This is a genomic window from Methylobacterium sp. Gmos1 (assembly GCF_053764715.1).
On record NZ_JBSNCC010000022.1, the window covers coordinates 70,063 to 89,052 of the forward strand.

Here is an 18,990-nt window from a genome sequence, read left to right on the forward strand (position 1 = left end):
TAACAGTGAATGCCGGGCGATGCCGGCCCGCCCGGGCGGATGCCGGAGCCGGAAAAACGTGCTTTAAGCCTCGACGGACCCGCGCACGAGACGCGGGGCACGCCATCGGCCCGGACACCGGGTCCATCCGAGGGAGGACACCATGACCATGCTCACGCGCCGCCGCGCGCTCCATCTCACGCTCGCCGGCGCCGTCGCGGGTCCGGCGGTACTGCGCATCACCCGGGCGCACGCGGCCGAGTACACCCTGAAGGCCGCCAACAACACGCCGGTGAGCCACCCGCTGACGGTCTACATGACCAAGGCGGCGGACGCGATCCGCGACGAGTCCGGCGGCAAGGTCGACATCAAGCTGTTTCCCAACAACCAGCTCGGCGGCGACACCGACATGCTGAGCCAGCTGCGCTCCGGCGCGCTGGAATTCTTCACCCTCTCGCCCCTGATCCTCGCCACACTGGTGCCCTCGGCCTCGATCAGCGGCGTGGGCTTTGCCTGGAACGGCTACGACAAGCTGTGGCCGGCGATGGACGGCGACCTCGGCGCCCACGTGCGGGCGCAGATCGAGAAGTCGGGCCTCTACGCCTTCGACCGGATCTGGGAGAACGGCTTTCGCCAGACCACCTCGTCGAGCCGGCCGATCCTGAAGCCGGAGGACTTCAAGGGCTTCAAGATCCGGGTCCCGCCGAGCCCGATGTGGACCTCGATGTTCAAGGCCTTCGACGCCGCCCCGATGACGATCAACTTCGCGGAGGTGTACTCGGCGCTCCAGACGAAGATCGCCGAGGGCCAGGAGAACCCGCTGACGCTGATCGACACCGCCAAGCTCTACGAGGTGCAGAAGTACCTCTCGAAGACCAACCACATGTGGGACGGCTTCTGGCTCCTGTCGAACGGCAAGGTCTGGCGCGGCCTGCCGCAGGACGTGAAGACCGTGATCGCCAAGCACTTCAACACGCAGGCCGTGGCGCAGCGCGCGGACATGGCCCAGCGCGCGAGCACCACCGAGCAGGACCTGCGCGGCCGCGGCCTCGCCTTCCACGACGTCGACACCAAGGCGTTCCAGGCCAAGCTGCAATCGGCCGGCTTCTACAAGGAGTGGAAGGGCAAGTTCGGCGACGACGCCTGGGCGCTGCTGGAGAAGCACACCGGCTCGATCGCCTGATCCGGGCCGACGTCCCGGCGGCTCACGCCGCCGGGGCGGTCATGACGGCGCGGCCGAACAGATGGCCCTGCGCCTCGGTGAAGCCCTCCTGCTGGATCACCGCGAGCTGGGCCGGAGTCTCGACGCCCTCCGCCACCGTCTCGATGCCGAGGCGCCGGCCGAGCTCGGCCACCACGCCGACGATCGCCCGGCAATCCGGCCGCTCGACCGCGTCGCGCACGAACGAGGCGTCGAGCTTGATGCGGTCGAACGGGTAGGCGCGCAGGCGCGAGAGGGACGAGAAGCCGACGCCGAAATCGTCGAGGGAGATGCGCACGCCCATGGCGTGGAGGAGCTGGAGGTCGTCGACGATGCCCTCGGTGCTGTTGCTCAGCACCGTCTCGGTGATCTCGAGCTCGAGGCGCCGGGGGCCGAGGCCGGTCTGCGCCAGGATCTCGCCCACCGCCCGCGGCAGGCTGCCGTCGCCGAGCTGGCGCACCGAGACGTTGACGCAGATCCGAGCCTGGTCGGGCCAGGCGGCGGCGTCGCGGCAGGCCCGGTCGAGCACCCACAGGCCGAGCACCCGGATCATGTCGGACTTCTCGGCGAGCGGGATGAACTTCCGCGGCGAGACCGGGCCGCGCTCCGGATGGGTCCAGCGCAGCAGCGCCTCGCGGGCGTTGACCGCGCCGTGGGCGAGCCCGATGATCGGCTGGTAGGCGACCCCGATCTGGCCGGCCGCGATGGCGTGCCGCAAATCCTGCTCGAGGCGCTCCTCGTCGCTGCGCTCCGTCTCCAATTGCGGCGTGAAGGCGCGCCAGGCGGCCTTGCCGGCGCCCTTGGCGGCGTAGAGCGCGCAATCGGCCTGGCGGAGCATCGCATCGGGCGTGGTGGCGTCCTCCGCGAAGGCGATGCCGATGCTCGCCGTGACGTGGCGCGGCCGCTGGTCCTCGGTCGCGTAGGGCCGGGCGAGCTCGATCAGCAACCCCTCGGCCAGCGGCACCGCGAGGTTCCCGGCCGTCCCCGGCAGCAGCAGGGCGAACTCGTCGCCGCCGAACCGGGCGGCGAGCCCGCCATCCGGCAGGGCCCGGCGCAGGCGCTCGGCGACCTGCTGGAGCAGCGCGTCGCCCGCCTGGTGCCCAAGGTCGTCGTTGACCGCCTTGAAGCCGTCGAGGTCGAGGAACAGGAGCGCGCTGCCGGCCGGGAGAGCGCCGTCGACGGCGCCCTCGCGCAGGTGCCGCCAGAGCTTGGCCCGGTTGGCGAGGCCCGTGAGGGCGTCGTGGTGGGCGAGCCGGCTGATCTCCAGCTCGGCCTCGCGCTGGTGCGTCACGTCCTCGAAGGTTACGACGAACGCTCCCCCCGGCACGCCCCGGCGCACCAGGGCGATCGCCCGCCCGTCGGGGGTGGAGGCCACCACGGTCTCGCCGCGGGCGAGCGCCGCCTCGTGCCCGGCGAGCAGGGCGGCGCCCTCCGGCGGCCCGGCCTCCGGCCCGGCGAAGGCGAGGGCCCACACGGCCACGATCGGCGTCCCGACGAGGTCGCGCCCGCCCATCGCGGGAAACATCGCGAAGAAGCGCTGGTTGAGGAGCCGCGCCTGGCCGTCGGCGTCGAAGAGGCACAGCCCCTGCGACATGGTCGAGAGGGCGAGGTCGAGGATCAGCGCCACCGCCTGGAACTGGCCGTCCTCCTCGGCGCGCGGGGTCGCGTCGCGGATGATCTGAGCAAAGCCCGCGAGAGTGTCGCCGTCGCGGATCGCCGCGATGGTCGTGTGGGCGCGAAACCGGCTGCCGTCGCGGCGCGGCCACCACCCTTCCGTCTCGTAGCGCCCGGCCTCCCGCGCCGCCGCGAGCGCGGCACTGCTCTCCTCGGACGATTCCCCGTAGGCGAAGGCGCGGCCGATCACGTCCGCCGCGGGAAAGCCGGTCAGTCGCTCCGCGCCCAGGTTCCAGGCCGCGACCCGGCCGGCCGGGTCGAGGAGGCACAGGGCATGGTCGGGCGCGTTCCAGACGAGGCGGGAACAGGCGTCGTGGAGGGCCGAGCCCGCATCAGGCTCGTCCGCCAGGACCGCACTCGCTTCACTCCGCATCGTCCATCAGCCCCGTCGTGCCGCGGTGGGGCCGGCCGCGCGCATCTTCGAGGCGGCAGGCTAAGCGATTTGCGGCCGGAGGTTGAGTCGCACTCTCGGCTTATGCCCCACGGCCGTATCGGCGCGGGGCCTGCCGCTCCTCACTCCCACTCGATCGTGCCGGGGGGCTTGGAGGTGATGTCGTAGGTCACCCGGTTGATGCCCTTGACCTCGTTGATGATCCGGGTCGCGACCCGGCCGAGGAACGCCATGTCGAAGGGGTAGAAGTCGGCGGTCATGCCGTCGACCGAGGTGACGGCGCGCAACGCGCAGACGTGGTCGTAGGTGCGCCCGTCGCCCATCACGCCCACCGTCTTGACCGGCAGGATCACCGCGAAGGCCTGCCAGATCGTGTCGTAGAGCCCGGCCTTGCGGATTTCTTCCAGGTAGATCGCGTCGGCCTTGCGCAGCGCGTCGAGCTTCTCGCCCGTGATCTCGCCGGGGCAGCGGATGGCGAGGCCCGGGCCCGGGAAGGGGTGGCGGCCGACGAAGGCCTCGGGCAGGCCGAGCTCGCGGCCGAGCACCCGCACCTCGTCCTTGAACAGCTCGCGCAGGGGCTCAACGAGCTTCATGTTCATGCGGGCGGGCAGGCCGCCGACATTGTGGTGGCTCTTGATCGTCACCGAGGGACCGCCGGTGAACGACACGCTCTCGATCACGTCGGGGTAGAGCGTGCCTTGCGCCAGGAAGTCGGCGCCGCCGATCTTCTTCGCCTCGGCCTCGAACACGTCGATGAACAGGCGGCCAATCGTCTTGCGCTTGACCTCCGGGTCGGTGACCCCGGCGAGCTCGCCGAGGAACAGGTCGGAGGCCTCCACGTGGACGAGGGGGATGTTGTAGTGGTCGCGAAAGAGCCGCACCACCTCCTCGGCCTCGCCCTGGCGCAGCAGGCCGTGGTCGACGAAGACGCAGGTCAGCTGCTCGCCGATCGCCTCGTGGATCAGCACGGCGGCCACCGCCGAATCGACGCCGCCCGAGAGGCCGCACAGCACCTTCGCGCCGCCGACCTGGGCGCGGATGCGCTCGATCGCCTCCTCGCGGAAGGCGGCCATCGACCAGTCGCCGGTGCAGCCGGCGATGTCGCGCACGAAGTTGCGGATGAGCAGCGCGCCGTGCGGGGTGTGGGCCACCTCGGGGTGGAACTGCACCGCGTAGAACTGGCGCGCCTCGTCCGCCACCGCCGCGAACGGGGCGTTGGGGGAGATCGCCACGGTGGTGAAGCCGTCGGGGAGCTTCGTCACCCGGTCGCCGTGGCTCATCCAGACGGGATACTTCTCGCCGACGTGCCAGACGCCGCGGAACAGCGCGCTGTCGGCGATGATCTCGACCTCGGCCCGGCCGAACTCGGCGTGATGCCCGCCCTCGACCTCGCCGCCGAGCTGCGCCGCCATGGTCTGCTCGCCGTAGCAGATGCCGAGCACCGGCACCCCGGCCTCGAACACGGCTTGCGGCGCCCGCGGCGAGGTCTCGACCGTGACCGATTCCGGTCCGCCCGACAGGATCACTGCCTTGGGCTTCATCGCCGCGAAGGCCGCCTCGGCCGCCTGGAACGGGACGATCTCGGAGTAGACCCCCTCCTCACGCACCCTCCGGGCGATGAGCTGGGTCACCTGGCTGCCGAAATCGATGATGAGGATCTTGTCGTGCTCGGTCGTCATGCGACGATGAGTTAGCCGAGGGCCGGCCCGCGCGCAACGCGTCGCGGAGCGTACCCTGGTGCGTCCACGGCATTAACCGGACGTTCATACGCCAGCGGCGATCGAGGCACCCCCAACCCACCAGACAGGGAGCCTCGCCATGCGAGCCATCGTCCTCGGGATCGCCGCCACCCTCGCCACGGGCCTTAGCCTCGCGCCGGCCTCGGCCCTGCCGGTCGCCCCCGGCCACAGCGTCGCGCCCGTCGCCTCGATCGAGCAGGCGCAGTACGTCACCCGCCGGGTGGTCCGCCGCGGCCCGCGCTGCACGGTCCAGGTGACCCGCACCCGCGGGCCCTTCGGCCGGGTGGTGGTGCGCAAGGTGCGCCGCTGCTTCTGAGCGGCAAGTTCTGAGCGGCAAGCCGCGTCCGACGTGATTCGAGAGGGCGGCCCCGGGCGGGGCCGCCCTTTCTTGCTTGCTGGTGAGGCCAGGCTTGCTAGTGAGGCCAAGCCGCCAGCAGCGCCCGCAGGGCGGCCACGAAGGCGAGCGGCTGGTCGACCATCACGTGGTGATAGGCCTCCGGCAGGTCGATCCTCGGCGAGCCCGGCGGCAGCAGGCCCTGGACGTAGGCCGCATCCGCCGGCCGCATCAGGTCCGAGCGGGCGCCGGTGACGAGCGCCAGCGGGCAGCGGGCGCCCCGCACCATCGCGGCCCGGTCCGGCAGCGAGAGGCGGGCCCAGAGCGAGGGGTCGAAGCGCCAGCTCCAGCCGCCATCGACCTCCCGCAGCGATTCCCGCGCGATGAGGTCGGCGACGTAGAGCCGGTCGCAGGGCTGCATCGGCGCGAAGCGGAACCGCGCCAGCGCCTCCTCCAGGGTCCGGTAGACCCGGTGGGGCGCGAAGCGCCCGTCCTCGCGCCGCCGCCCGGTGCGGCGCTCGGGCGAGAAGATCGGCGGATCGACGATCACGGCGCCGCGCCAGCGGCCCGCCTCGCGTCCGGCCCCGGTCAGCATCGGGAAGCAGCCGAAGGAGTGCCCGACCATCACGGGCGCCCCGGCGTCGGACAGGCCCGCCTCCTCGGCCACCGCCTCGGTCTCGTCGGCGAAGGTGTCGAGGTCGTAAGCGTCGCGCCAGTCCGAGCCGCCCATGCCGGACCAGGACAGGGCCGCGACCCGGTACCCTTCCGCGAGATAGGGCGCGACGAAGCGCCACCAGCCCGCATGCGCCCCGTTGCCGTGCAGCAGCATCAGCCCCGGCCGGCCGCGCTCGCCCCAGGCGAAGGTCTCGATGCGGGCGCCCTTCACGGTGAGGCGCCCGACCTCGGGCGCGACCGCGACCGCGTCCCGGAACCACGCGGGAGCCGGCGGGGACTCGCCCTGGAGGTGGGCGAGCGGGGCGGTGAGGTTCGGATCGGGGGGCAGGTCGGTCACGGGCGGGATGATGGGGGCGGGCCGGAGGCCGTGTCAATCGGGATTGGAAAATCGAGTATGGCAGATCGACCGTGCATTGGTCGCGCCTATTCGAAAATCCGGTCTCTCACGCCCGGATGAAGCCCCGCCGCCTGGCCCAGGTCGCGAACAGGCCCGGCCAGGCCGCCGCCGGCGAGCCCGGCACGCCGAGATTGAAGCCGTGGCCGCCGCGCTCGAACAGGTGCATCTCCACCGGCACCTCGACGGCCCGGAGCGCGGCGAACATCAGGAGCGAATTGTCGACGACCGCGATCGGGTCGTCGGCGGCCTGCGCCAGGAAGGTCGGCGGGGTCTCCGGTGGCACGTGGGTCTCGACCGAGTAGGCGTCGGTGGCGACGCGGGTCGGGGTCTCGCCGACGAGGACGCGGCGGCTCGAGGTGCGGTCGAACGGGGGTTTCAGGGTGATGACCGGGTAGATCAGCGCCGCGACGTCGGGCCGGGCCGAGAGCGCGTCGTCCTCGTCGACCGGCTGGTAGAGGGGCGAGGCGAAGCGGGTGCTCGCCGCCCCCATCAGGTGGCCGCCGGCGGAGAACCCCATCACGCCGATCCGGTTCGGCTCGTAGCCGTAGCGCCGGGCCCGGGCGCGCACCAGGCGCAAGGCCCGCTGGGCGTCCTGGATCGGCGCGTCGGCGCCCGCCGCCCAGCCCTCGCCCGGCAGGCGGTAGACCAGCGCGAAGGCGGTGACCCCCATCGTGTTGAGCCAGCGCCCCACCGGCACCGCCTCGTGGCCGAGATCGATGCGGCGGTAGCCGCCGCCGGCGGCGATCACCATCGCGGTCCCGGTCGAGCGCGCCGGGCGCATCACCAGCAGGCAGGGCTCGGCGACGCCGGTGACGACGCCCTCGCGGCTCTCGTCGAAGCGCGGGCCGTCGGGCCCGGGTCCCCCGCCCCCCGGCGGCCTGCCGGGCCAGAGCCGCATCACCTCCAGGGCGGCGCCGGGGGCGGTGCCCGACGGCGCGTCGTGGCCCTGGGGCCTGGCTTGAGGTGTCTCCTCCTGGCTCATCGGTGTCTCCTGCGCGCGGGCGGCCGGCGCGAGGGCGAGGGCGGCCGCTCCCGTAAGCAACGTCCTGCGATGCAGCGCCATGCCGACCGTCCGATACTCTCGAAGACCTCGACGGGATCCCGGGGCGCGCCGGCCGCGGGACATCCCCCCTCGCCTGCATAAGCCAAGCCGCCGCAGATGCACGGCAGAAAAGTACCGTCACGTCAGGACGACGCGCCGCGCTTCCCCTACGGAGGGGCGGTCCCGCGCTCCAGCAGCGCGACGTAGAAGCCGTCGGTGCCGGTCCGCTCAGGGCTCATCTGGATGCCGTGGGCGGTGCGCCGCACCTTGGGCTCGATCTCGGGCGGCAGGTCGAGGGGACGGGGCTCCAGGTCGTCGCGCCGGCCGGCGAGCCCGGCCACCGCCGCGTCGTTCTCCTCCGGCAGGAGCGAGCAGGTGACGTAGACCAGGCGCCCGCCCGGCCGCACCAGCCGCGCGGCGCGGTCGAGCACGGCCTCCTGCTCCGCCACCCGGGTGGCGAGGCTGCCGGGGCGCAGGCGCCACTTGGCGTCCGGGTTGCGCCGCCAGGTGCCCGAGCCGGTGCAGGGCGCATCGACGAGGACGAGGTCGGCGGTGCCGTCGAGGTCGGTCAGCACGTCGGGGCGGCCCTTGCCGCCGCGGGGCGTGCGCACCTCGGCGTTGGCGCCCGCCCGGCGCAGGCGCTCGTGGATCGGCGCGAGGCGCCGCGGATCGCCGTCGCTGGCGATCAGCCGGCCCTGGTTGCCCATCAGGGCGGCCAGCGCCAGGGTCTTGCCGCCGCCGCCGGCGCAGAGGTCGATGACGGTCATGCCGGGCCGCGCGCCGGAGAGGCGGGCGGCGAGCTGCGAGCCCTCGTCCTGGATCTCGAACCAGCCGTCCAGGAATTCCGGCTCGACGTGGAGCGCCGGGCCGCGCCCGTCCTCGCCGAGCGGCACCCGCAGGCCGTCGGGCGAGAGCGGCGTCGGCTCGGGCGAGAGGTGGGCGAGCGCCTCGGCCGTGCCGTCGCGGGTCGCCTTCAGGGCGTTGACCCGGATGTCGAGGGGCGCGCGCCGGGCGAGCGCGCGCAATTCGGGCAGGAGGTCGTCGCCGAGCGCGGCCGCCAGCGAGGGCACCACCCATTCGGGCACGTCGCCGGCGACGTGGACCGGGGCGTGGCCCAGCGTCCCGGTCTCGAGCCGGGCCCGCTCGGCCTCGGTCAGCGGCGCCGGGGCGAAGCGCTCGCCGGTGAACAGCTCCGCGATCGTCTGCGCGGCCAGCCCACGCTGGAGGCGCAGCGAGCCGATCAGCACGGCGCGCGGGCTGTCCTCGCCCATGATCCAGGCGGCGGAGGCGCGCCGGCGCAAGGCGTCGTAGACCAGGGTGGCGATGGTGGCGCGGTCGCCGGAGCCGGCGAAGCGGTGGGCGAGGCCCCAATCCTTCAGGGCGTCGGCCACCGGGCGGCGGCGCTCGGCGATGTCGGCCAGGACCTCGATAGCGGCGGAGAGGCGGGCGCCGGGGGTCATCGCGCAACCAGCGATCGTGAAAAGGCCTGGTTCGTGCCGCGGGACCGGCGCATCCCGGTCAAGCTTTCGGCTCCGGGCGACCCGACACCTTGGCCGTTCCCCGCGCAGAGCCGGAGTTCCGCACCCATGATCCGTCGTTCCATCCCGTCCGCCCTCGCCGTGAGTCTCGCCGGCCTGATCGCGCTGGCGGCCGGCGCCTGCGCCACCGCCCCGGCGGCGCCCGCCGTCGACCTCACCCCGCCGCCGCCCCGGCCCTACGACGCCAAGACGCAGCTCGAATACGGCAACCCGCCGCCGCGGGCCCCGCGCTACTGAGTGTCTCTCACGAAACTCCCGCTGCGCTTGCGACGCCCCATCGAGCGACGCCAGTGACCGGGAGTTTTATGAGGTGCACTGAGGCCCCCTTACCCTCCTCGCACCGGGATGGCGAGCCGCCGCCTTCAGGCGAGGAGGATCCGCCCGGCCAAGACCAGCCACATCGCCATCAGGACGATCGCCCCGGCGAGGAAGGCCTGGAAGCGCCGGATCACCACGTTGCTGGTGGCGTAGATCCCCGCGTGGACGAGCCGGGTCAGCACGAACAGCCAGGCGAGGCCGACGAACAGGGCGTCGGCCTGGGCCGTCGCCAGCGCGAGCCCAGTCACGACGTAGAACAGCACCGGCAGCTCGAACTGGTTGCCGAAGGCGTTCGAGACCTGCTGCACCGGGGCGGGCCAGCTGCGCTCACCGAGCGAGATGTCCTTGAGCCTGACCTGCCCCGCCCGTGCGGCGGCGAAGCGGACCCGCCCGGTCCAGAGCAGCAGGCCGAAGGTCAGCAGGACCTGGACGAAGACGGGGGCGAGGATGGCTTTAGGGGTCATGGGGTCCTATGAATCTCGTTACGACTTTACCAAGTAAAAAACTTGCTCTCGCTTTGAATTAAGAGATATAGACTACGTCACACGATACAACAGATTGCGCGGTACGTGAGCGACGGCCGAGAGCATGACCCTCCCCCCTCTGCGGGGGAGGGTGGCCTGCGGAGCAGGTCGGGAGAGGGGCAGCGCGACGCTGATCCAGGGAGAGCCCGGCAGAACGACCCCGCCATATCCAGAAGCGTGGTTCCCCTCTCCCGCCCCGCAGAGGGGGCTGGCGGATTCACGTGTCTCTTCCAAGAGCTAACTCCTTGTAAAGGCGGGCGCTTCCCCTCCCCCTTGTGGGGAGGGGCAGGGGGTGGGGGTGGTGCCGCGTGAAGCTCGGCGCTCAATCCTGCACCACCCCCACCTCCAGCTCCTCCCCACAAGGGGGAGGAGAGGCGCGCGATTTCCAAAGGAAGACGCTCCCGAACCCGCGATGTATGAACACGCAGGCGTAGAGGGGGAGGGTTCATCCTCTCGGCCCTCGCACCCGATTCCCCAATTGCCCCCGCCCCAAATCCCCCGCCTGCCCCCTTTCGCAACCGCCCGCGCGACGCTACATGAGGTCGGCGGGGCTGCGGTTCTCGTCAGGAGACACATATCCCCGGGGCCTTATCGACTCCCTCGGGAGCTGTCACTGCCCTGGTCCGTGGACCGGGGCATTACGGCGCCCACCTACTTCGTAGGTTTCCCGGGATCGATTCTCCAACGGCTCTCGTGGCTCCGCGCTGGACTGTGATGACGACCGACGTTTCCCCCGCCTCCCCGGACAAGGCCGCCTTGCGCAAGGCAGCCCTGGCGCGGCGGGACGGGCTGGCGGTCGAGGCCCGCGAACAGGCCTCCCGCCGCATCACCGAGACAATCCTCTCCCTCCCGGAGATCGCGAACGCTCCGCTGGTGGCGGCCTACTGGCCGATCCGCAGCGAGGTCGACGTCCGTCCGCTGATCGAGGGCCTGCGGGCCCGCGGCCAGGCGGTGGCCCTGCCGCAGGTCACGCCCGGCGGGCTGGTCTTCCGCCGCGCCGCCGAAGGCGCGGTGCTCAGCCCCGGCGGCTTCGGCCTGAGCGAGCCCGGGCCGGATTCTCCCGTCGTCGAACCCCGCGTGCTCCTCGTGCCGCTCGCCGCCTTCGACCGGCGCGGCCACCGCATCGGCTACGGCAAGGGCTACTACGACCGGGCGCTCGCCCGCCTCGACGCGACGGGGCGCGTCTTCGCCCTCGGCATCGCCTTCTCGGCCCAGGAGACCCCCTTCGTGCCGGCCGGCCCGCACGACCGCGCCCTCGACGGCATCGTGACCGAGGCGGGCCTCATCCACCCCACCGGAGACTGAATCCCGCCATGCGCCTCCTCTTCCTCGGCGACGTCGTCGGCCGGCCCGGCCGCCTCGCGGTGAGCGAGCGCCTGCCGTCCTTGCGCGAGCGCTGGCGCCTCGATTGCGTGGTGATCAACGGCGAGAACGCCGCCGGCGGCTTCGGCATCACCGAGAGCATCTGCGACGAGCTGATCAATGCCGGCGCCGACGCGGTGACGCTCGGCAACCACTCCTTCGACCAGCGCGAGGCGCTGGTGTTCATCGCCCGCCAGCCGCGGCTGGTGCGCCCGGCGAACTACCCGCCCGGCACCCCGGGCCGCGGCGCCACGGTGGTCGAGACGCCGAGCGGCGCCAGGGTCCTCGTCGTCAACGTGATGGGGCGGATCTTCCTCGATCCCCTCGACGATCCCTTCGCGGCGGCCGAGCGCGAGTTGTCGGCCTGCCCGTTGCGCGACGCCGCCGACGCGGTGATCGTCGACGTGCACGCCGAGGCGACGAGCGAGAAGGAGGCCTTCGGCTGGTTCCTCGACGGCCGGGCGAGCCTCGTCGTCGGCACCCACACCCACGTGCCGACCGCCGACCACCGCATCCTGCCCGGCGGCACCGCCTACATGTCGGATGTCGGCATGTGCGGCGACTACGATTCGGTGCTCGGCATGCAGAAGGACGAGCCGGTGCGCCGCTTCCTGCAGAAGACCCCGGGCAGCCGGCTCGAAGCCGCCACCGGCGAGGGCACCCTGTGCGGTCTGGCGGTCGAGACCGACGACGCCACCGGCCTCGCCCGCCGGGTGAGCCCGGTGCGCCTCGGGCCCCATCTCGAGGAAACCTGGCCGCAACACTGGGACTGAATCCCGCGCACCCCCGTACTGCTCCGGGTTGATCGACCCGGCGGCACCCGGCACAGTGCCGTCGGCTTCCGGTGACGTCGTTTCGTCGGGGCCGACCAGTGCAGCCTGCGGACGATCCCTCGCCCGCGACAGTGAGTACGGCCCGCGATGGCGGCGAGCGCTGCGTCCCCTCCCCTGACATCGCCGCGGATCTACCTCGTCCGCATGGCGGTGTTCCTGACGCTGGCCGGCTTCCTGGCCTTCGTGCTCTATCGCCAGATCGTGCCGGCCTTCATGGCCAATCCGGGCCTCAACGGCCTGATCCTCGGCGCGACGCTGATCGCCATCATCATGGCCTTCGGGCAGGTGCAGCGCCTCTTCCGCGAGGTGCGCTTCGCCAACCGCACCGCCACCGGCGCGCCCGATCCCGGCACCCCGCGGGTGCTCTCCGCCCTGGCGCCGGCCTTGCGCGAGGCGCGCGCCGGCCGGCCGCAGCCGCAAGGCCAGTTCCAGCCGCTCCTCGACACCGTCGCCTCGCGCCTCGACGAGGGCCGCGAGATCCTGCGCTACGTCGGCGGCCTCTTGATCCTGCTCGGGTTGCTCGGCACGTTCTGGGGCCTGATCGACACGCTCTCGGCGGTCGGCGGGGTGATCCGCTCGATGCGCGCCGGCGGCGGCGACGCGGCGGTGATGTTCGACGAGCTGAAGAGCGGCCTCGCGGTGCCGCTGTCGGGCATCGGCCTCGCCTTCTCGGCCTCGCTGTTCGGCCTCGCCGGCTCCCTGGTGATCGGCTTCCTCGACCTCCAGGCGGGGCAGGCCCACACCCGGTTCTACAACGAGTTGGAGGACTGGCTCGTCACCGCCGCGGGGCCCGCCCCCGCCCCGGTGCCGGTCCCCGTCACGGTGCCGGCGGCAGCGGCGCTTGGCGCGACGGCGCCGCGCCCGCCCGAGCCCGCGAGGGACGACGCGGTGCTGCGTGACATCGCCGACGCGATGACGCGGCTCGGCACCCTCGTGGGCGACACCACCACCCACGGCCGGGCCAGCACCCAGGCGATGGCGAACCTCGCCGAGGGCATCCAGGGCCTCGTCCAGCACATGCGCGCCGAGCAGCAGATGATCCGCGACTGGGTCGAGGCGCAGGCGACCCGTGAGCGCGAGCTGAAGCAGGTGCTCGACCGCCTCGCCCGGGAGAAGGTGGAGTGAGGCCGGAGATCTTTCGCTGATGGCCGGCCGCCTCGTCCGGCGCGACCGCGCCCTCAATGTCTGGCCCGGCTACGTCGACGCGCTGACGACGCTGCTGCTCTCGGTCGTCTTCCTGCTGACGATCTTCGTCACCGGCCAGTTCTTCCTGTCGCAGGAACTGTCGGGCCGCGACACGGTGCTGGAGCGGCTGAACCGCCAGATCTCGGAACTCACCGACCTGCTCGCCCTGGAGCGTTCGGGCAAGCGCGCGCTGGAGGAGACCGCCGCCGGATTGCGGGCGAACCTCTCCGGCTCCGAGGCCGAGCGCAAGCGGCTGCAAGGGCTCCTCGCCACCGGCCAGGGCGCGGAAGGCAAGGCCGCCGAGCTCGGCCGCCAGCTCGACGCCGAGAAGGGCGCGACCTCCCGCGCCTTGAGCCAGGTCGACCTCCTCAACCAGCAGATCTCGGCGATGCGCCAGCAGCTCGCGGCGCTGGAGGACGCGCTCGCGGCCTCCGAGACCCGCGACCGCGAGAGCCAGGCCCGCATCGCCGATCTCGGCAGCCGCCTCAACGTGGCGCTGGCCCAGAGGGTGCAGGAACTGGCGCGCTACCGCTCGGACTTCTTCGGGCGCCTGCGCCAGATCCTCGGCAACCGCCCCGACATCCGCATCGTCGGCGACCGCTTCGTGCTGCAATCCGAGGTGCTGTTCTCCGCCGGCCAGGCGGTGCTGAAGCCCGAGGCCGGCCCGGAGATCGACCGGATCGCCGGCGCGATCCTGGAGCTCAACCGCCAGATCCCGACCGACATCCCGTGGGTGCTGCGGGTCGACGGCCACACCGACGCGCGCCCGATCGCCTCGTCGCAATTCCCGTCGAACTGGGCGCTGTCGGCGGCGCGCGCCATCGCGGTGGTGCAGTACCTCGTCGGAAAGGGCATCCCGCCCCAGCGCCTGCTCGCCGGCGCCTTCGGCGAGTTCCAGCCCCTCGATGCCGGGACGAGCGAGGAGGCCTATGCCCGCAACCGGCGCATCGAGATGAAGCTGACGGAGCGGTAGGGGCTCAGATCAGCTTCAGCCCGCGGAAGCTCGCATGCCCGTCGCGGCCGACGATGATGTGGTCGTGGACCACGATGCCGAGGGGCCCTGCCACCGCGACGATGTCGCGGGTCATCTTGATGTCGGCCTGGGACGGGGTCGGGTCGCCGGACGGATGGTTGTGCACCAGGATGAGCGCGGTGGCGGAGAGCTCCAACGCCCGGCGCACCACCTCGCGGGGATAGACCGGCGTGTGGTCGACCGTGCCGCGGCCCTGGACCTCGTCGGCGATCAGGCGGTTGCGCTTGTCGAGGAAGAGCAGCCGGAACTCTTCTCGCTGCGCGAACGCCATCGCGGCGCGGCAGTAATCGATCACCGCGGCCCAGGACGACAGCAGCGTGCGCTCGGCCACCGCGCCGCGGGCGAGCCGGCGCCCCGCCGCCTCCATGATCTTGAGGTCGGTGACCACCGACGGCCCGATGCCGTCGATCTCGAGCAGCCGCTCGGGCGAGGCGCTGATCACCTCGGCGAAGCTGCCGAAGCGGGCGATCAGCGCCTTGGCGATCGGCTTCACGTCCCGGCGCGGGATGGCGCGAAACAGCACCAGCTCCAGGAACTCGTAATCCGGCAGCGTGTCGCCTTGCGCGAAACGGGCGCGCAGGCGGTCGCGGTGGCCGTGGTAATGCGGCTCCTCCGCCTTGATCTCGGGCGCGGCACCGCCGGCCTCGGCGAAACCGGGGATCTTGCGGGGCGGGCGGGTCATGGCCGAGCCGGACCGGGCCGTCAGGCGGCGGCGGTATCGTGCGGCTTGTCCAGCCCCTTGGGCGAGAGGGTGAAGATCTCGACGCCGGTCTCGGTCACCGCCACCGTGTGCTCGAACTGGGCCGAGAGCGAGCGGTCGCGGGTCACCGCGGTCCAGCCGTCGGCGAGCACCTTCACCGCCGGGCGGCCGAGATTGATCATCGGCTCGACGGTGAAGAACTGACCGGGCTTCAGGGCGACGCTGTAGCTCGGCTCGACGTAGTGCAGGATCGTCGGCGCGTCGTGGTAGGTGCGCCCCAAGCCGTGGCCGCAGAAGTCGCGCACCACCGAGCAGCGCTCGCCTTCGGCAAAGGCCTGGATCGCCGCGCCGATGTCGTTGGTGGTGCCGCCGGGCTTGATCGCCGCGATGCCGCGCATCATCGCCTCGTGGGTGATCTCGCACAGGCGCGCCGCCTTGCGCGGCACCTCGCCGACATAGGCCATGCGGCTCGAATCGCCGTGCCAGCCGTCGACGATCAGGCAGATGTCGAGGTTGACGATGTCGCCCTCGCGCAGCGGCTTGTCGTTCGGGATGCCGTGGCAGACGACGTGGTTGATCGAGGTGCAGATCGACTTCGGGTAGCCGCGGTAGTGCAGCGAGGCGGGATAGGCGCCGTGGTCCATCGCGAAGGTGTAGGCGAGGCGGTCGAGCGCCTCGGTGGTGACGCCGGGCGCCACCGCCTCCATCAGCAGGTCGAGGGCCTCGGCGGTCAGCCGGCCGGCCTTGCGCATCGCCTCGAAGGCCTCGGGGCCGTGGATCGGCGGCTCCTGCCGGCGGCCGTCCTTGACCGCACTCTGCTCGTCACGACTCATCGGGGGCCCGAAAGATGCGCTGGCGCTGAAAAAACCGGATGCTCCGGTGTAGGCGCTTCCGGAGCCGAAGCCAAGGACGAAGGGGGCGCTAGCGCGGGTCGACCCAGGCCCGCGGCCGGGCCGGCGCGGCGGCGGGCACGCGCTGCGCCATCCGCGTGACGGGGCGGGCTGCGTGCTGGCGCCGCACCCGGCGGGCGGCCCGGCGCGGGCGCCGTCCCGATTCGCCCCAGGCGGCGCCGACGACCCCGCCCACCACCGCGCCGATCGGTCCGGCGACCAGGGCACCCGCCACCGCGCCGGCGCCGGCCCCGACCACGGTGCGGCTCTGCGCCTGGGCCGTGGGGGCGCCGAGCAGGGTCAGGGCAGCGAGAAGGGCGAGCTTCGGCAGGAAGCGGGTCACGGGCGATCCTCTTGGTTAATGCAAGTGCGGCGCCCCGATGTCGCAAGACCGTGACCAAACGGCGGCGGGCGTTCGAACCCCTAGGCGCGGCGGCCCCGAGGGGCTAGGAGAAACCGAGATCCGGGGGCGCATCGGGCCCCGCGCAGTCAGGAACTCTGAGGCGATGGCAGACAAGGCGGTCCCGCACTTCCACAACCAGGACGGCGTTCCGGTGATCGAGGTCGGCTCGAAGGAGTTCATGTGCATCGGCGCGCTGCCGCCGTTCGACCATCCCCACGTCTTCCTCGACATGGGCGCCGACCACGAGATCATCTGCCAGTACTGCTCGACCCTGTATCGCTACAAGCCGTCCCTGAAGGCCGGCACGGCGAACCCGGCCTCGAGCGTCTGGGACGACCGCGCCCGCCTCGCCGCCGAGTAGACCTTGGCCCCCAGCCAATTGCCGGGGAACCGTCCGGTCCCGGACCGGCCAGGCCTGCGCGTCGCGATCGTCGGGGCCGGCATCGGCGGGCTCACGGCGGCCCTCGCCTTGAGTGCCCGCGGACACGACGTGACCCTCGTCGAGCGCCGCACCGCGTTCAGCGAGGTCGGGGCGGGCTTGCAGCTCTCGCCGAATGCCAGCCGGATCCTGACCGATCTCGGCCTCGGCCTGCCCCTGCGCCGCGTCGCCGGCGAGCCGGCCCGGGTGCGCATCCGCGGGCTCGCTACGGCCCGCGACATCGGCGAGATCGCGCTCGGCGAGGCGATGCGCGAGCGCTTCGGCGCGCCCTACTGGGTGGTGCACCGGGCCGACCTCCAGACCATCCTGCTCGAGGCCGCCCGCGGCCGGCCCGGCATCCGCCTGCTGATCGGGCGAGCCGTCACCGCCGTGCAGGAGAGCGCGGCCCGCGCCACCCTGACGCTCGCCAGCGACGGCGGCCGCAGCGAGACCCTGGAGGTCGACCTCGTGGTGGCGGCCGACGGCGTGCGCTCGGGCTTGCGCGCCGGCCTCGACCGGCGGCCCTTGCGCCCCCGCGGCGAGGCCGCCTGGCGGGCCACCCTTCCCCGCGAGGCCGTGCCGCCCGATTTCCTCGCCGACGAGACCGGCCTGTGGCTCGGCCCCGGCCGGCACGTGGTGCATTACCCGATCAATGGCGGGCGCCGGCTCAACCTCGTCGCGGTGGTGCCGGACAAGTCCGGCAACGAGGATTGGGGCGCCCGCGGCGAGCCCGCCCGCCTGCGCGCCGCCTTCGCCGACGCCGCCCCTCCCCTCGCCGGTCTCCTCGCCCGGCCCGAATCCTGGCTCGTCTGGTCCCTGGTCGACCGGCCGGCGGCCCGCCCGATGGCCCGCGGCCGGATCGCGCTTCTGGGCGACGCCGCCCACCCGGTGCTGCCGTTCCTGGCGCAAGGCGCGGCGCTGGCGATCGAGGACGCCGCGGTCCTCGCCGCCTGCCTCGCCCCCGGCCAGCCGGTGCCGGCGGCGCTCTCCCGCTACGCCAAGGCCCGGGCCGAGCGGGTGGCGACCATCCAGGCCCACGCCCGCCGCAACGGCCGCGTCTACCACGCCGGCCCCCTGATCGCCGCAGCCCGCGACGCGGTGATGGGCCGCCTCGGCCCGGCCCAGATGACCGAGCGCTACGCCTGGCTCTACGGCTGGCGCCCGCTCGGGCCGGTGTAAGCTTTCTCGCGATCCGATCGCGAGGCCTTGATCTGCGCCCCGCCCCCGGCTAACCCGGACCGGCAGGGCAGAGCCCTTCGCGGACGTGGCGGAATCGGTAGACGCACGAGACTTAAAATCTTGCGACCTCTGGTCGTGCGGGTTCGAGTCCCGCCGTCCGCACCAATGACTTGAAATAGTCAGTATCGCCAGTAACATACTGCCACTGTGATGATTTCAGGCGCCCCTCGCTACAAAGGGCGCTACAAAGTGGCAATCCCGATGACATCCCTGAGCCGTGCTCCGAACGGCGATTGGTTCGCTCGCAAGGGCATCCCGAAAGACGTTCGCGAGGCGTACAAACAAGCCCACGGCGTGTCGCAGGAGGAGCGGTTCAGGCACCCCAAGAGCCTGTCCGTGGGGACCGCGAAGGCCGAGCTACGAGACTGGGATGCGACAGTCACGGGTCGCATCGAGGCCCTGAGGGCAGCCGCGAGGGGTGAAGGGCGAGGACTGACCCACCGCGAGGCTCACGGGCTGGCAGGGGAGTGGTATGCTTGGTTCGTCGCAAAGCATGAGCAGGACCCGTGGCCGTCTGAGGAGTGGGACCACCGGTATGACGCACTAGCGGAAGCGCGCAGCCGGTTCCGCACCGAAGTCGAAGAGCCCGACGAGAACGCCGCTGATACAGTGGAGAGCCCTGCAACACGCCGTCACGTTCGGCAGGTAGTGACTGAACTCGGCCAAGTGGCGAGTTTCCTGGGACAACAGGGGATCAGGCTCACTGAGGAAGCAACAGCCAAGTTCTTGGACCTTGTGGACGCTGAGCTTGGCCACGCCATGGCTACCCTGCGGCGCGGGTCAGAAGGCGACTACACTCCTGATACTCGTGTTGACCGCCACCCTGAGTTCCGCCGAGTGACCCCGGAGAAGCGCGCCGGCCTGACACCTTGGTCCCTGTTCGAGGCGTGGGTGAAGGAACGGAAGCCGGGGAACGCCACCATCAACCGATGGCGCGCCGTGATGAGGGGGCTGGAAGCCTTCTTCGAGGGACGTGACATCGCGGCGATCACTGAACCGCTCCGGGTTTTTCGGAGGCTGTTTGTCTTGGGTTCAGGCGGCCAGGGCTTGGTCGCCGACGTGGGTATGATAGCGCGCTTCGGCCTCGGCGGGAGGGACGTTGCCGATCGGCGCGA

Annotated in this window: 19 protein-coding genes, 1 tRNA gene and 1 other RNA gene; 12 read left to right on the top strand and 9 right to left on the bottom strand. The window is 72.1% G+C overall.

The window, feature by feature from the left end; genetic code table 11:
• The first annotated feature begins 142 nt into the window (after positions 1–142).
• Complete coding sequence (locus ACS5PV_RS28025; RefSeq protein ID WP_455398613.1) at positions 143–1,162, top strand: TRAP transporter substrate-binding protein; 1,020 nt, start codon at positions 143–145, stop codon at positions 1,160–1,162.
• A gap of 22 nt (positions 1,163–1,184) precedes the next feature.
• Here ACS5PV_RS28025 and ACS5PV_RS28030 read toward each other — a convergent pair whose 3' ends face one another.
• Together ACS5PV_RS28030 and guaA are read right to left on the bottom strand one after the other, a co-directional pair.
• Complete coding sequence (locus ACS5PV_RS28030; protein WP_455398614.1) at positions 1,185–3,227, bottom strand: putative bifunctional diguanylate cyclase/phosphodiesterase; 2,043 nt, start codon at positions 3,225–3,227, stop codon at positions 1,185–1,187.
• 140 nt (positions 3,228–3,367) lie between these two features.
• Positions 3,368–4,924, bottom strand: a complete 1,557-nt coding sequence (gene guaA / locus ACS5PV_RS28035; protein ID WP_455398615.1) for a glutamine-hydrolyzing GMP synthase — start codon at positions 4,922–4,924, stop codon at positions 3,368–3,370.
• Positions 4,925–5,063: 139 nt separating this feature from the next.
• Between guaA and ACS5PV_RS28040 the strand changes: the two genes are divergently transcribed.
• Positions 5,064–5,300 carry a hypothetical protein gene (locus ACS5PV_RS28040; protein WP_455398616.1) on the top strand — a complete coding sequence of 79 codons (237 nt, stop codon included), beginning with the start codon at positions 5,064–5,066 and terminating at the stop codon, positions 5,298–5,300.
• A gap of 97 nt (positions 5,301–5,397) precedes the next feature.
• Here ACS5PV_RS28040 and ACS5PV_RS28045 read toward each other — a convergent pair whose 3' ends face one another.
• The 3 genes from ACS5PV_RS28045 to ACS5PV_RS28055 all read right to left on the bottom strand — a co-directional run bounded on the left by ACS5PV_RS28045 (position 5,398) and on the right by ACS5PV_RS28055 (position 8,892).
• Positions 5,398–6,330 carry an alpha/beta fold hydrolase gene (locus ACS5PV_RS28045; protein ID WP_455398617.1) on the bottom strand — a complete coding sequence of 311 codons (933 nt, stop codon included), beginning with the start codon at positions 6,328–6,330 and terminating at the stop codon, positions 5,398–5,400.
• Positions 6,331–6,436: 106 nt separating this feature from the next.
• Positions 6,437–7,453: an alpha/beta hydrolase gene (locus tag ACS5PV_RS28050; RefSeq protein ID WP_455398618.1), complete on the bottom strand. Its 1,017-nt coding sequence runs from the start codon at positions 7,451–7,453 to the stop codon at positions 6,437–6,439.
• A 146-nt stretch (positions 7,454–7,599) separates the two neighbouring features.
• A complete protein-coding gene (locus ACS5PV_RS28055; protein ID WP_455398619.1) occupies positions 7,600–8,892 on the bottom strand; it encodes an RsmB/NOP family class I SAM-dependent RNA methyltransferase in 1,293 nt (430 codons plus the stop codon).
• Positions 8,893–9,018: 126 nt separating this feature from the next.
• Here ACS5PV_RS28055 and ACS5PV_RS28060 point away from each other — a divergent pair, with 126 nt between their 5' ends.
• Positions 9,019–9,207: a hypothetical protein gene (locus ACS5PV_RS28060; RefSeq protein ID WP_093568853.1), complete on the top strand. Its 189-nt coding sequence runs from the start codon at positions 9,019–9,021 to the stop codon at positions 9,205–9,207.
• 125 nt (positions 9,208–9,332) lie between these two features.
• On the opposite strand, the gene ACS5PV_RS28065 is transcribed toward ACS5PV_RS28060, so the two are convergent.
• A complete protein-coding gene (locus tag ACS5PV_RS28065) occupies positions 9,333–9,752 on the bottom strand; it encodes an MAPEG family protein (RefSeq protein ID WP_455398620.1) in 420 nt (139 codons plus the stop codon).
• Between the two features lie 605 nt (positions 9,753–10,357).
• Here ACS5PV_RS28065 and ssrS point away from each other — a divergent pair.
• From ssrS to ACS5PV_RS28090, 5 genes are all read left to right on the top strand, one after another.
• Positions 10,358–10,516, top strand: a non-coding RNA gene (gene ssrS / locus ACS5PV_RS28070) — 6S RNA.
• A 10-nt stretch (positions 10,517–10,526) separates the two neighbouring features.
• Positions 10,527–11,117, top strand: coding sequence for a 5-formyltetrahydrofolate cyclo-ligase (locus tag ACS5PV_RS28075; RefSeq protein WP_455398621.1), 591 nt, complete (start codon positions 10,527–10,529; stop codon positions 11,115–11,117).
• 8 nt (positions 11,118–11,125) lie between these two features.
• Positions 11,126–11,947, top strand: coding sequence for a TIGR00282 family metallophosphoesterase (locus ACS5PV_RS28080; protein ID WP_455398622.1), 822 nt, complete (start codon positions 11,126–11,128; stop codon positions 11,945–11,947).
• Between the two features lie 147 nt (positions 11,948–12,094).
• Complete coding sequence (locus tag ACS5PV_RS28085; RefSeq protein WP_455398623.1) at positions 12,095–13,132, top strand: MotA/TolQ/ExbB proton channel family protein; 1,038 nt, start codon at positions 12,095–12,097, stop codon at positions 13,130–13,132.
• 19 nt (positions 13,133–13,151) lie between these two features.
• Entirely contained in the window at positions 13,152–14,165 is a 1,014-nt protein-coding gene (locus ACS5PV_RS28090) for a peptidoglycan -binding protein (RefSeq protein WP_455398624.1), read from the top strand.
• Positions 14,166–14,169: 4 nt separating this feature from the next.
• Here the strand turns inward: ACS5PV_RS28090 and radC are convergent, their stop codons facing one another.
• From radC to ACS5PV_RS28105, 3 genes are all read right to left on the bottom strand, one after another.
• Complete coding sequence (gene radC / locus ACS5PV_RS28095) at positions 14,170–14,907, bottom strand: RadC family protein (RefSeq protein WP_455398625.1); 738 nt, start codon at positions 14,905–14,907, stop codon at positions 14,170–14,172.
• A gap of 20 nt (positions 14,908–14,927) precedes the next feature.
• Positions 14,928–15,758, bottom strand: a complete 831-nt coding sequence (gene map / locus ACS5PV_RS28100) for a type I methionyl aminopeptidase (RefSeq protein WP_455398626.1) — start codon at positions 15,756–15,758, stop codon at positions 14,928–14,930.
• Positions 15,759–15,846: 88 nt separating this feature from the next.
• Positions 15,847–16,158 carry a DUF456 family protein gene (locus tag ACS5PV_RS28105; RefSeq protein ID WP_455398627.1) on the bottom strand — a complete coding sequence of 104 codons (312 nt, stop codon included), beginning with the start codon at positions 16,156–16,158 and terminating at the stop codon, positions 15,847–15,849.
• A gap of 163 nt (positions 16,159–16,321) precedes the next feature.
• On the opposite strand from ACS5PV_RS28105, the gene ACS5PV_RS28110 reads away from it, so the two are divergent.
• From ACS5PV_RS28110 to ACS5PV_RS28125, 4 genes are all read left to right on the top strand, one after another.
• The gene (locus ACS5PV_RS28110; protein ID WP_093568862.1) at positions 16,322–16,579 is read left to right on the top strand and encodes a zinc-finger domain-containing protein; all 258 of its coding nucleotides are present in this window, start codon (positions 16,322–16,324) and stop codon (positions 16,577–16,579) included.
• An 18-nt stretch (positions 16,580–16,597) separates the two neighbouring features.
• On the top strand, positions 16,598–17,815 hold the full coding sequence (locus ACS5PV_RS28115; protein WP_455398629.1) for an FAD-dependent oxidoreductase: 1,218 nt from the start codon (positions 16,598–16,600) through the stop codon (positions 17,813–17,815).
• Between the two features lie 79 nt (positions 17,816–17,894).
• Positions 17,895–17,980: transfer RNA gene (locus ACS5PV_RS28120), tRNA-Leu, on the top strand.
• 96 nt (positions 17,981–18,076) lie between these two features.
• Positions 18,077–18,990, top strand: a 914-nt coding sequence (locus ACS5PV_RS28125; protein ID WP_455398628.1) for a hypothetical protein, incomplete at its 3' end; no start/stop codon positions are given.